Source organism: Actinoplanes sp. NPDC023714, assembly GCF_040639855.1.
Lineage (GTDB): Bacteria > Actinomycetota > Actinomycetes > Mycobacteriales > Micromonosporaceae > Actinoplanes.
This window is the reverse complement of the sequence record NZ_JBFAAR010000003.1, coordinates 234,847-246,959: the sequence shown is the minus strand read 5'-3', so window position 1 is coordinate 246,959 and position 12,113 is coordinate 234,847. Positions and strand designations below refer to the sequence as shown.

Below are 12,113 nucleotides of genomic sequence, written 5' to 3'. Positions count from 1 at the left end.
CATCAAACCCGACGGCGACCTCCTCTGGTACCGCTACACCGGCGACGGTACGGCGGATCAGACCGGTGCTACCGGCTGGGAACCGAACTCCAGCAACCCGATCGGCCGCGGCTGGCAGAACTTCCACCAGGTTCTCGGGGGCCTCTGAATGGCGGCGACAGGCGGCAACACCCCCAAGTTCCTCCAGGTTGCCGAGCCGGAGAAGGACACGTCGGTCCGTATCGAGGTTCGCAACCCGCACCTCGTCGCCATCGGTGAGATCATCATCGAGGTACGCGACGACAAGGTGCATGTCACCTCGGCCTCCACCGAGGGGCTCGAGTTCGTCCACCACGACGGCGGGCCGGCGAATCATCCGAAACGTGAATGATCGTGGTGTGGTTTGCCGTGTCCGGCCTTTTGCGCGACGGGCCACTCCAGGTTGGTGCGTGTTCTCAGATCCCGACGCCGGATCTCAGGAACTACACCCATGCGAAGCGCGCGGAGCGGAACCAGGTGTGCGGGTCCGCTCCGCGCGCCGTCAGCAGGCGGAGCTCAGCAGCCGATACGGGAGCTACCGGCGGCCACGTCGTCGTACCACAGGGTGTCGGCACCCTCGCCGTAGCTCTCCCAGCCGAGCTTGAGGTCGGTGAGCTTCGGGCGGTAGGTGCGGTTCAGCCACTGACCGTCCACGTCGTGCGTGGGCACGCCGTCCTGCAGCAGCCCCGGCACGGACACGCCGTCGAGCCAGGTCTCCATGGTCCCGTCCGCGCCGCTGACCTTGAACTCGACGCAGTTCCAGGTGTTCACCGGCAGCGGCCGCGACAGGGCGACGCCGGCCGGGCTCTGCTCGGGCAGCGTGGCGTCGTCCGAGCCGCGGTTCCACTGCAGCGCCTGGTTCTGGCCGCCGAAGCGCAGGTCACGGTCGCCGTCGTTGGCGTCTCGCAGCGCCACCGTGGTGATGTGCGCCGCCGGCAGCGCGGTGGTGTGCCGCACGTAGTAGCGGACGTAGAGCGCGCTCCCGGCCAGGCCGAGGATGTCGGTGCTGCGGACGAAGACGTGGTTGCAGTACCCCGCGGCGCCGTCGACCCGCAGCGAGGTGGAGCCGGTACGGGCGACGGACTTGTCGACGGTCGCCGTGCCCGCGCCCTGGCAGTCGGGGTAGGTGACCGCCCAGTTCCCGCTCGGCGCACCGGCGGCCTGGTTCTCGAACCCGTCACATCTTGCCCAGGTGGGGCAGTTCGGGTCGGGGTTGGTGGAGGGGGACGTGGAGGGTGAGGTGCTCGGCGAAGTGGACGGTGAGGTGCTCGGCGGTGTGTCACCCGCGCAGGAGACACCGTTGAGGGCGAAGTCGACCGGCTTCGCGTTGGTGCCGGAGTATGTCGCCTGGAAGCCGAACGAGGCCGATCCGCCGGTGGCGAGCGAGCCGTTCCAGCCGACGCTGGACGCGGTGACCGTGCGCCCGGACTGGCTCACCTGGGCGTTCCAGCCGTTCGTGACGCGCTGGTCGCCGGGGAAGGACCAGGTAAGCGTCCAGGACGAGACGGCCGGTCCGGTGTTGGTGAGCTTGACGTCGGCCGTGAAGCCGGTGGACCACTGGTTGACCGTGAAGTCGACGGCGCAGACGGTCGCAGCCTCGGCGGCGGGAACGTCGAGCGTGGTGGCGATGCCGCCGGAAGCGACGGCGACCGCCGCGACGGCCAGGACAGAGCGGAGACGCATGCGGATCTCCTAGGGGACGGAGGGATGTCAGTGCTGGGAGCGCTCCCATGCATTGACGATCGTACATGTATTACTCGGGGCGAAGCGCCGGTCGACCTTGGCCTGAGATGCACGGTGGAGGTGACTGAGCCCAGGTCTCCCACGTTTTCGAGCACCGACCCGCGAGCGATGAGCGCCCCAGCGTGACGATCGATCCTTGACGACCCGCGAGCACACCCCTACGGTCATCAGACATCTGATGTCCTACGAGTATCGATCCCCGAGCTCGTCATCCCCCGGAAGGGACACCCATGCCCCCAGCCCGTACCACCGTGCGCCGGACGGCAGCCGTCCTGGCCGCTGCCACCGGCCTCGTCGCGACGATGCTCACCGCCCCGGCACCGGCCGCGGCCGCAGCTCCTGCCGGCGTCAGCGTCCAGGCCGGCGCCGACTGCACCACCAACCGGCTGACCCTGACCCTGGACAACCGCAGCACCACCGCGCAGACCTACACCGTGGCCTGGGCCGGACGCACCGGCTCGCCGTGGACCCGGACGGTCGCCGCCGGCAGCAGCACGCAGCTGTACTGGACCCTGGCCGCCGGCACCGCGTACTCGCTGCGTGCCACCACCCCGACCGGGCTCGACGAGACGATCGCCGGGACGTTCCACTGCGGCACCGGCATGTCGTCGGTGGTCAGCTACGACTGCACCGCGGGCCGGCTGCAGCTGGTCCTGCAGAACCGCACCACGAGCAGCCGGGCGTTCACCGTGACGTGGCCGGGCCGGACGAACTCACCGTGGACCGACACGCTCGCCGCGGGCGGCAACAAACTGCATTACTGGACCGTCGCGGCCGGTACCCCGTACACATTGCGGGTCTCCTCCTCCGGGATGGACATCACCCACCGGGGTGTCGCGACCTGCGGCATGACGGCCGGAACCCCGCAGATGAACGTCACCACCCTGCTCACCACGCAGACCGTGATCCGTGATCTGAACGGCCCGAACGGACGCTATGACGGCACCGTCGCCTCGGTGCGCATCCCGGGCATGGCCGTCACCAACAACGGCACCGTCATCGCGGTGGCCGACGCCCGCGTCAACGGCTCGTACGACCTCGGCGGCGGCACCAACAACATCCAGATCGCCATGATCCGCAGCACCGACGGCGGCCGCAGCTTCGAGCAGCCGCGCATCATCCACGCCCCGGCCACCACCTCGGAGGGCGCGGGTGACCCCAGCCTGCTGGTGGACCGCACCACCGGCACTGTCTACTGCTTCTACACCTACTCGCCGCGGCCGGGCATCAGCTTCTGGTCGGCCGGCACCGGCCTGAACACCGTCACCGACCCGAACAGCATGCGCCTGCAATACATCAAGAGCACCGACAACGGAGCGACCTGGAGTGCCCCGGTCGAGCTGAACCCGTCCATCAAGGACACCAGCTGGCAGCAGGTCTTCTTCTCCTCCGGGCACGGCATCCAGACCAGCACCGGCCGCCTGATCCAGCCGATCGTCTACCGCAACGCGGCGGGCACCAGCCAGACCGCCAACATCTACAGCGACGACCACGGCACCACGTGGCGGCGCGGCGGCTCGGCCGGCGCGAACATCAACGAGAGCAAGGCGATCGAGCGCAACACCGGCGCGATCGTGCAGAACATGCGGCACAACACCACCCGCAGCCGCTTCTACGCCACCTCTGCCGACGGCGCCGCGACGTTCGGGGCGGCCACGGCGAGCCCGCTGCTGACCGACCCGCTGTGCAACGCCGACGAGATCTCGTATCTGCGCCCGGCCGACCGCGGCGCCAGCGGTGCCCCGCCGCGCACCGCGACGACGCTGTTCAGCAACAACGCCAACCCGGGCTCCCGCAACGACCTGACCGTGCGGCTGTCCACCGACGACGGCGCCAGCTGGCCGGCGCGGGCGCTGGTCAAGCCGGGCGCGGCGGGCTACTCGACGATGGCGGTGCTCGCCGACGGCACGGTCGCTGACCTGTACGAGGTCGGTGACCGCGGCGGCATCTACTTCGCCCGGTTCTCGCTGGACTGGGTCAAGGGCGCCTGACCCGTCCGACCACAATGCCGCCCCGCGAGGTTCGCGGGGCGGCATCCGTCTGCCTGCTAGCGTTTGCCCACGCAGTGCCACGGGAGGTAGCGGAGTAATGCCGGCGGACGTCAGACCGGCCCGTCAGGGCCGCCCCTCGCTACGGGCAACCGTGACCGAACAGATCAAGAGGTACATCATCGAGACCGGGCTGCAGCCCGGTGATCCGCTGCCCACCGAGGGCGAGCTGGGCGAGGCGCTCAACGCCAGCCGTTCCAGCCTGCGCGAGGCGATCAAGACGCTGGCCGCCCTCGACATCGTCGAGGTCCGGCACGGCTCCGGGACGTACGTCGGGCGGTTGTCTCTGACCTCCCTGGTCGAAAGCCTGACCTTCCGTGGGCTGCTGAGCCCGGCCGACGACTTCCGCGTCCTGCTGGATCTGCTCCAGGTCAGGCAGTTGTTCGAGCAGGGCATGGCGGCGCAGATCATCGAGCGGCTGGACGCCGGCCGGCTCGCCGAGCTCGACCGGCTCGCCGCCGACATGCAGCGCTGCCACGACAGCGGCGCGTCGCTGGTGGACAGCGACCGGGCGTTCCACCGCCTGCTGATGGAGCCGCTGGGCAACGAGTTGATCAGCCAGCTCACCGCCGCCTTCTGGGACGTCTACGCGATCGTGGCCCCGCACCTGGGCCTGGCGGACCGGCAGGAGGAGACCGAGACGGTCGCCGCCCACCGGGCGATGGTCGACGCCGCGCACGCCCGTGACGTCGCCGGATTCGTGGCGGCCGTCGACTCCCATTACGCCCCGGTCCGGCGGCGGATCGCCGCGGCGGCCGCACAGCCACGCTGAATCCGGCACCGGTCAGGCGAGCGCCCGGCGCAGCGCGTTTAGGCGCAGGGCCAGGATCCGCCGCGACAGGTCCGCGTCCGGGGCGAGCGCCTCGGCGCCGTGGTAGGCGCCGGGGTGCACGTGCAGCTCGGTGGGGACACCGGCGGCCATCAGCCGCTGGGCGAACGCGATGTCCTCGTCGCGGAACAGGTCGACGGTCCCGACGTCGATGAAGGTCGGCGGCAGGCCGCTCAGGTCGTCGGCGCGGGCCGGTGCGGCGTACCGGTCGGCGGGCCGGCCGTTCAGGTACCAGTTCCAGGCCTCGATGTTGGTGGCGCGATCCCAAGAGCCGATGTCGGTGATCTCGTGGCTCGACGCGGTCTCGTTGCGGTCGTCGAGCATCGGGTAGATCGGCATCAGGAACCGCACCGCCGGGCCGCCGCGGTCCCGGGCGGCCAGCGCCGTCGCGATGGCGAGGCCGCCACCGGCGCTGGGTCCGTAGATCGCCACCCGGCCCGGGTCCAGGCCGAGGCCGGCGGCGGCGCCGCACATCCAGGTCAGCGCGGCATAGCAGTCGTCGAGAGCTGCGGGGTACGGATGTTCCGGCGCGAGCCGGTACTCCACCGAGACCACGACCGCACCCACCTCGGCGCAGAGCATCGCGGCGTCGCCGTCGGCGCCGGCCACACTGCCCTGCACCATGCCGCCGCCGTGGATGTAGAGGATGCCCGGCAGCATCGCGGTGTGCCCGGCCGGTCGGTACACCCGTACCCCGGGGTGGTCTTCACGCACGACCGCGGAGCCTGCCGCCGGCTCGACGCCACCGGCCAGCGCCGCGATGAGGGCCCGGCGGCGCACGATGTCCGGGATCGCCCCGAAGCCGCCGGGCACGGCTTCGAGCCGCGATTCGAGAGCGGGCCGCATCTGCGGGTCGATGAGGTCTCGTCGAGACAACAGTTCCTCCGTCGATGGTGGAGACGGCCCGGCCGGCCCCGACTTCGTCGTCGGCGCGGGCCGGGCCGTCTCGGCCGGGAAAGGCGGCTCAGTGCTGCGTCGCCGCCACGAAACTGCGGGTGATCCAGACCGGGTCGGTGATCGCCGTGCCTACCACCACCGCGGTGGCGCCGGCATCCAGGGCGGCCCGGACCTGCTCGGGATGGTGGTAGCGGCCCTCGGCCACGATCCGCGCCGACGGCAGCTCGGCCGCGAGCGCGGCGACCAGGGCGAGGTCGGGTCCGGCCTGCTGCGGGCTGTCCGGGGTGTAGCCGGACAGCGTGGTGGCGATCAGGTCGGCGCCGGCCTCGGCCGCCGCGACACCGTCGGCGAGGGTGGCGACGTCGGCCATCAGCAGCCCACCGGCCGCGTGCACCGCGTCGGCCGTATCGCTCAGCGTCGCGCCGTCCGGTCGCGGCCGGCGGGTCCCGTCCGCGGCCACCACGGTCGCGCCGGACTCGAGCACCCGCACCGCGTCGTCGACGGTCGGCGTGATGAACACGCCCGAGGTGCCCCGTTTGGTGAGCCCGATGACCGGAACCGGCACGGCGTCGGCGACGGCGCGGACGTCGTCGATGCCGCCCACTCCCCCGCAGCGCACGGCCGGGGCGCCGCCGAGCACCGCGGCCCGGGCCAGCCGGGCGATGGTCGCCGAGTCCCGCAGCGGGTGATCGGGGCCGGCCTGGCAGGAGACGATAAGATTCCCGCGGATGAGCGCGGTGAACTGCTCGAGGTTCATGTGCGGATTCCTTGAGTGGTGGTGCGGGCCAGTCGTGCGGCGCCCAGCAGGGGGGTGTCCGGTCCGGTCTGCGGCACGAGGACGGGCAGCGACCGTAGCGGCGGCAGGGCCTCGGCGTGCAGTGCGTCGCGCACCAGATCGGCGAACTCGTCGATGCCGTGCACCACCCCGCCGCCGAGGGTCACCGCGTCCACGTCGACCGCGGCGACCAGGCCGGCGAGCGCGCGGCCGAGCAGCTGGGCCGCCGATCGGACCGCCGTCGCGGCGTCGATGTCGCCGGTACGCATCCGGGCGGCCACCTCGGTGAGCGGGCGCACCGGCTGCGACGTCGCCCGGGCGTACGCCGCCGCGATCGCCGGACCGGCTGCTACCGCCTCCAGATGGTCGCGGCGGCCGCATCCGCAGGCCAGCGCGCCGAAGCTGGGCACCAGCAGGTGCCCGATCTCGCCGGTGACCGCGTGCGGGCCGGTGACCGGCAGGCCGTCGCGGATCAGCGCGCCGCCGACACCGGTGCCGACCGACACGTGCAGCACGTCGCGGCAGCCGGCGAGACGGGGGTCCCGGACGGCGCCGAGAGCGGCGGTACGGACGTCGTTGGCGACGGCCACCGGCAGACCGAGCCGGCCGGTGAGTTCGGCGCGGACCGGTGCGCCGGCCCAGCCGGGCATGGTGCCGGTCGCGGACCGCACCACGCCCGCCTCGGTGTCGACGACGCCGGGCGCGGCCACACCGACGGCCTGGATCGGTTCCGGCGTACGATCCCGGAGGCCGGCGACGAGTTCGGCGACCACGCAGAGGATCGCCGTCGCGCCGGCCGGGGTGTCGACCCGGATCCGGTCGCGGACCGCCCCGGTGTCGTCGACCAGCGCCGCGGCGATCTTGGTTCCGCCGATGTCGACAGCGGCGACGGTGCTCACAGCAGGCCTGCGGCAACCAGGATGCGCCGCACGTAGTCGGTCTCCGCCTCGTCGAGCGGGATCTGCGGCACGGTGGTGACGGCGTGGTCGATGACGCCGCGCAGCTTCAGCGCGGTCTTGAACGCACCGAGCGCGGACGAGCCGCGGCCCATCCGGTTCGCCGGGGCGGCCCGCACGATCCGCATCAGGCGCAGCAGCCGCTCCTGCTCGAGCCGCGCCTGGTCCCAGTCGCCGGCGCGGGCGTGCCGGTACAGGGTGGCGTAGCCCTGCGGGTCGACGTTGCCCAGGCCCGGCACGACACCGTCGGCGCCCATCCGCAGCGCGCTGTCGACCGTGAGCTCGGAGCCGGTGAGGATGCTGAACCCGGTCAGGCCGGCGTCGTTGCGCGCGACGATCAGGTCCCGCAGCGCGCCGTCGTCGCCGGTGGAGTCCTTGAGCCCGGCCAGCACCTTCTCCCCGGCCAGGCGCAGCAGCATGTCGTGGTCGAGGTTGGTGTGCACCGAGACCGGCAGGTCGTAGGCGTAGAGCGGGGCCTCGCACTGCTCGGCGATGCGCCGCAGGTGCAGTTCGACCTCGGCCGGGTGGGTACGGGTGTAGAACGGCGCCGTGGTGACGATGCCGGCGCACCCCTCGCGGACCGCGCGGCGGGCGTGGTCGAGCACCCGCAGCGTGGTCATGTCGATCGCGCCGATCAGCACCGGCACCCGGCCGGCGACGTGCTTCAGGACGGTGTCGACCACCACGGCACGATGGCCGTCCGGCAGGAACGCCACCTCGCTGGAGGAGCCGAGGATGAACAACCCGTCGACGCCACCGGCGATCTGGAAGTCGACGAGCCGCGTCAGCGAGTCGACGTCGACCTCGAAGTCCGGGGTCAGCGGCGTGCACACCGGCGGGACCACACCGGTCAGCGGCGGTGCGATGGTGACGAGGGTATTCATGCGAGCTCCTGAACCGGCAGATCGGCCGGGGTGGTGACGGGGTGGAAACAGCGATAGCGGCCGTCGGCGTCGGTGGCGTACGGCGGCATCTCGGTCGAGCAGACGTCGGTGGCCCGCCAGCAGCGGGTGCGGAACGGGCACCCCGACGGAGGGTTGACCGCCGAGGGCACCGGGCCGCTCAGCGGGATCGGGCGCATCGGGTTCAGCAGCCCGGGTGCGGCGGAGAACAGGGCCTGGGTGTACGGGTGGCGCCCGTGCTCGATGCGCGCGGACGGCGTCTCCTCGACGACCCGGCCCAGGTACATCGTGACGATCCGGTCGGCGACCCGCCGCACGGTCTGCAGGTCGTGCGAGACGAAGACCATCGACAGACCGAGCCGGGTCCGCAGGTCCAGCAGCAGGTTGAGGATCTGCGCACGGACCGACACGTCGAGCGCCGAGGTGGGTTCGTCGGCCACCAGCAGCGGCGGTTCCAGCGCGAGGGCCCGAGCGATGGCGACGCGTTGCCGCTGGCCGCCGGACATCTGGCTGGGCAGCGCATCGCGCGCCGAGGCGGGCAGGCCGACGAGATCCATCAGCTCGGCGACCCGCTTGCGCCGGTCGGTGGTTCCGCGCCATTTCTGTACGTCGAGAGGATCGCTGATGATCTGTTCGACGCTGAGCCGGCGGTTCAGCGAGGTGGCCGGGTCCTGGAAGACCATGCCGATCCGGCTGCCGATGTGCCTGCGGCGCTCTGCCGTGCTCAGCGCCCAGATGTCCTTGCCGGCGATCCGCACCGTGCCGTGGGTCGGCTGTTGCAGGCCCACCAGGACTTTGACCAGGGTGGACTTGCCGCAGCCGGACTCGCCGACCACGCCGAGCGTCTCGCCCGGCGCGACGGTCAGGTCGGCCTGGGTGAGGGCGTGCACGCGGGACTTGCTGAACACCGATCCGCCCGGCGCCCGGAAGGCGACGCTGACCTTGCGCAGTTCGGCCAGGTTTTCAGTCATGACGGGTCCCCTCGAGAACCAGGGCGGGATGGTGACAGGCCGCCAGATGGCCGTTGACCTCGGCGAGTGGCGGGCGTTCGGCAGCGCAGATCGCGGTGGCTTGCGGGCAGCGGTCGGCGAACCGGCAGCCGGCCGGGAAGTCGGCCGGTGACGGCACGGTGCCGCGGATCTGCACGAGCCGGGGCGCTTTCGCCTCGAGGGACAGCACCGAGCCGAGCAGCCCGCGGGTGTAGTGGTGGGTGGGCGCGGCCAGCACATCCGCGGTGCGGCCCTGTTCGACGATCTGCCCGCCGTACATCACCGCGATCCGGTCGCAGACGTCGCTGACCAGGGCCAGGTCGTGCGAGACCAGGATCAGCGCGAAGCCGAGTTCGGCGCGCAGCCGCAGCAGCAGTTCGATGACCTGTGCCTGGACGGTGACGTCGAGCGCCGTGGTGGGCTCGTCGGCGACCACGAGCTGCGGGTCGCGGGCCAGCGCCATCGCGATGACGACACGTTGCCGCTGCCCGCCGGAGAGTTCATGGGGGTACGAGGAGAGCGTGCGCGCCGGGTCCAGGCCCACAAGCGCCATCAGCTCCTCGGCGGTCCGCGTGCCGCCCCGCTTGATGATCTGCTTGAGCTGCGCTCGTACGGTCATCGAGGGGTTGAGCGCCGACAGCGCGTCCTGGTAGATCATCGCGATCCGCCGGCCCATGATCTGGCGCCGCTGAGCCGCGCCCAGGGTGAGCAGGTCGACGCCGTCGAACTCGATGGCGCCGCCGGTGCGGGCGCCACGCGGCTGCAGACCCATCACGGTGAGCGCGGTCAGCGACTTGCCGCAACCGGACTCCCCGATCAGGCCGAGGACTTCGCCGGGCCGGACGTCGAAGCTGACGCCGTCGACAATGTCCACGCCCCGGTGGCTGCCGGCGAACCCGATCCGCAGATCCCGCACCGACAGCACGGGCGGCGCGGTGACGGCGGGCCGGGCCGCGGCGGCCAGCCGGGCCGCCGCCTGCGCGAGGCCGGGCAGCGCGACCGCCGTCTCCTTCTCGGCGTCGGCGAGTTCGATCGCGGCCGGACCGGCGCCGGAGCGCCGTCGTGCGGCCGGGGCCGCCCAGGCGTCCGAGATGCCCTCGGCGAGGATGTTCAGGCAGAGCACGGTGATCAGGATCAGCAGCCCGGGGAAGAACGTGGCCCACCAGCCGCCGCTGGCCAGCAGTTGCTGGCCGTAGGCGATGACGCTGCCCCACGACGACGGCCCGGCCTCGGGTTGCAGGCCTCCGCCGATGAAGGACAGCGAAGCCTCGAAGACGATCGCGTTCGCGACCATCACGGTCGCGTAGACCAGGATCGGGGCGGCGCAGTTGCGGGCCACGTGCCGGACCAGGATGTGCCGGCGGCCGGCGCCGATGACCCGTTCCGCGGCGACGTAGTCCTCCTGGTACTGCGCGGCCACGTTGGCGCGGACCAGCCGGGCGATCTGCGGGATCATGACGAACCCGATCGCGCCGACCAGCACCGTGACGCTGTCGTTGCCGTACGCCACGACCAGGATCGCGGCGAGCACGATGGTCGGGAACGCCATCACCACGTCGAGCAGCCGCATGACCGTCTCGTCGACGGCCTTGCGGCTGGTCGCCGCGACCGCGCCGAGCAGTGCGCCGATGAGCAGCGCGAGCCCGGCCGAGCCGAAGCCGACGATCAGCGAGCGCGGGGTGCCGGCCACCAGGCGGGAGAAGATGTCGCGGCCGAGCCGGTCGACGCCGAACCAGTGGTCGCCGTTCGGGCCGGTCGACGGTGGAGCCAGCGCGACCTGGGTGGGGTCGTGCCGGATCAGCCACGGCGCGGCGACCGCGACCGCGACGACGAGCAGCAGGAAGCCGAGACAGATCTTGGCGGTTGCCGGCAACCGCCGGAAGGCGTTGATCATCAGTGGGCTCCTCGCATCCGCGGATTGGCCGCCAGGTACAGCAGGTCGACGACGAGGTTCACGACGACGAAGCCGAGCGCGATGGTGATGACCAGGCCGCGGGCCAGGCCGATGTCGTTCTGCTGGACCGCGCTCATGATCTGGGTGCCCATGCCGGGCAGCGTGAAGATCGCCTCGATGATCACCGCGCCGCCGATGAGGTAGCCGACCTGCAGGCCGAGCACGGTGAGCGGGGTCAGCAGGGCATTGCGCAGCACGTTGCGGCCGACCACGACCATCGGCGGCAGGCCGGCGCCGATCGCGGTGCGCACGTAGTCGCGGTCCAGTTCCTCGACCATCGAGGTCCGCACCACCCGGGCGAGCGCGCAGCCGGTCGGCACCGCGAGGGCGATCGCCGGCAGGATCAGATGCTGGAACCAGCCGCTGACCGACTCCGACGGCGCCACGTAGTGACCGGAGGGCAGCGACCCGCCACCAATCGTGGACAGCTGCTGGATGAGCAGGATGGCCAGCCAGAACGACGGGATGGAGATCCCGGCCATCGACACGAGCCGGGTCACCTGGTCGGGCCAGCGGTCGCGGTAGAGCGCGCCGGTGATGCCCAGCACCAGCGCGAGCACCACGGCGAGGCCGACACCGAGCGCGGTCAGCTGCAAGGTGACCGGCAGCGCGGCGGTGATGATGCCGCTGATCGGCGCGTTCAGCGAGAACGTCTGCCCGAGGTCGCCCTGCAGCAGCGACCACAGGTAGTCGGCGTAGCGGATCAGCAGCGGCTGGTCCAGGCCGTTGGCGGCGTTGAAAGCGGCGATCTGTTCCGGGGTGGCCTGGTCGCCGAGCACCGAGAGCGCGGCGTCGTTCGGCGACAGCGCCATGACCAGGAAGATGAACAGGATGATGCCGAGCATCAGCGGGATCAGCGCGGCGAGCCGGCGCAGGACGATGCCGAGGATGGCGTCCACCTGATGCTCCTTTCGGAGTCGGGGGGGGGGGGGGCGCCGCCCCCCCCCCCACACCGACAAACAGCTGCACAAAGGAATAGAACACCACACAACACCACACACA

The 12,113-nt window shown here is 71.7% G+C and carries 11 protein-coding genes; 3 read left to right on the top strand and 8 right to left on the bottom strand.

The genetic code is table 11. The features are described 5' to 3' along the window. Positions 1-148: 148 nt before the first annotated feature. On the top strand, positions 149-370 hold the full coding sequence (locus tag AB0G10_RS16465; protein ID WP_360921443.1) for a hypothetical protein: 222 nt from the start codon (positions 149-151) through the stop codon (positions 368-370). Positions 371-534: 164 nt separating this feature from the next. On the opposite strand, the gene AB0G10_RS16460 is transcribed toward AB0G10_RS16465, so the two are convergent. Continuing rightward, complete coding sequence (locus AB0G10_RS16460; RefSeq protein ID WP_360921440.1) at positions 535-1,701, bottom strand: cellulose-binding domain-containing protein; 1,167 nt, start codon at positions 1,699-1,701, stop codon at positions 535-537. 290 nt (positions 1,702-1,991) lie between these two features. On the opposite strand from AB0G10_RS16460, the gene AB0G10_RS16455 reads away from it, so the two are divergent. Together AB0G10_RS16455 and AB0G10_RS16450 are read left to right on the top strand one after the other, a co-directional pair. Then, positions 1,992-3,752 (top strand): exo-alpha-sialidase, encoded by a 1,761-nt coding sequence (locus AB0G10_RS16455; RefSeq protein WP_360921438.1) that lies wholly within the window; start codon positions 1,992-1,994, stop codon positions 3,750-3,752. Between the two features lie 151 nt (positions 3,753-3,903). Continuing rightward, positions 3,904-4,581, top strand: coding sequence for a FadR/GntR family transcriptional regulator (locus AB0G10_RS16450; protein ID WP_360921435.1), 678 nt, complete (start codon positions 3,904-3,906; stop codon positions 4,579-4,581). A 12-nt stretch (positions 4,582-4,593) separates the two neighbouring features. Here the strand turns inward: AB0G10_RS16450 and AB0G10_RS16445 are convergent, their stop codons facing one another. The 7 genes from AB0G10_RS16445 to AB0G10_RS16415 all read right to left on the bottom strand — a co-directional run bounded on the left by AB0G10_RS16445 (position 4,594) and on the right by AB0G10_RS16415 (position 12,010). Further along, positions 4,594-5,514, bottom strand: a complete 921-nt coding sequence (locus AB0G10_RS16445; protein WP_360921432.1) for an alpha/beta hydrolase — start codon at positions 5,512-5,514, stop codon at positions 4,594-4,596. 88 nt (positions 5,515-5,602) lie between these two features. Further along, positions 5,603-6,292, bottom strand: coding sequence for an N-acetylmannosamine-6-phosphate 2-epimerase (locus AB0G10_RS16440; RefSeq protein WP_360921429.1), 690 nt, complete (start codon positions 6,290-6,292; stop codon positions 5,603-5,605). Beyond that, on the bottom strand, positions 6,289-7,209 hold the full coding sequence (locus AB0G10_RS16435; RefSeq protein ID WP_360921426.1) for an ROK family protein: 921 nt from the start codon (positions 7,207-7,209) through the stop codon (positions 6,289-6,291). Before AB0G10_RS16435 ends, AB0G10_RS16440 begins: the two co-directional genes overlap by 4 nt. Further along, positions 7,206-8,150 carry a dihydrodipicolinate synthase family protein gene (locus tag AB0G10_RS16430; protein WP_360921423.1) on the bottom strand — a complete coding sequence of 315 codons (945 nt, stop codon included), beginning with the start codon at positions 8,148-8,150 and terminating at the stop codon, positions 7,206-7,208. Before AB0G10_RS16430 ends, AB0G10_RS16435 begins: the two co-directional genes overlap by 4 nt. Then, on the bottom strand, positions 8,147-9,139 hold the full coding sequence (locus AB0G10_RS16425) for an ABC transporter ATP-binding protein (protein ID WP_360921420.1): 993 nt from the start codon (positions 9,137-9,139) through the stop codon (positions 8,147-8,149). The genes AB0G10_RS16430 and AB0G10_RS16425 overlap by 4 nt, the downstream gene beginning before the upstream one ends. Next, positions 9,132-11,051: a dipeptide/oligopeptide/nickel ABC transporter permease/ATP-binding protein gene (locus AB0G10_RS16420; protein ID WP_360921417.1), complete on the bottom strand. Its 1,920-nt coding sequence runs from the start codon at positions 11,049-11,051 to the stop codon at positions 9,132-9,134. The genes AB0G10_RS16425 and AB0G10_RS16420 overlap by 8 nt, the downstream gene beginning before the upstream one ends. After that, positions 11,051-12,010, bottom strand: coding sequence for an ABC transporter permease (locus AB0G10_RS16415; protein WP_360921414.1), 960 nt, complete (start codon positions 12,008-12,010; stop codon positions 11,051-11,053). The genes AB0G10_RS16420 and AB0G10_RS16415 overlap by 1 nt, the downstream gene beginning before the upstream one ends. Positions 12,011-12,113: the final 103 nt, after the last annotated feature.

Coding starts and splice junctions, on each gene's coding strand:
- AB0G10_RS16420 (WP_360921417.1), bottom strand. CDS start 11,051: ATGATCAACGCCTTCCGGCGGTTGCCGGCAACCGCCAAGATCTGTCTC.
- AB0G10_RS16425 (WP_360921420.1), bottom strand. CDS start 9,139: ATGACTGAAAACCTGGCCGAACTGCGCAAGGTCAGCGTCGCCTTCCGG.
- AB0G10_RS16440 (WP_360921429.1), bottom strand. CDS start 6,292: ATGAACCTCGAGCAGTTCACCGCGCTCATCCGCGGGAATCTTATCGTC.
- AB0G10_RS16430 (WP_360921423.1), bottom strand. CDS start 8,150: ATGAATACCCTCGTCACCATCGCACCGCCGCTGACCGGTGTGGTCCCG.
- AB0G10_RS16460 (WP_360921440.1), bottom strand. CDS start 1,701: ATGCGTCTCCGCTCTGTCCTGGCCGTCGCGGCGGTCGCCGTCGCTTCC.
- AB0G10_RS16465 (WP_360921443.1), top strand. CDS start 149: ATGGCGGCGACAGGCGGCAACACCCCCAAGTTCCTCCAGGTTGCCGAG.
- AB0G10_RS16455 (WP_360921438.1), top strand. CDS start 1,992: ATGCCCCCAGCCCGTACCACCGTGCGCCGGACGGCAGCCGTCCTGGCC.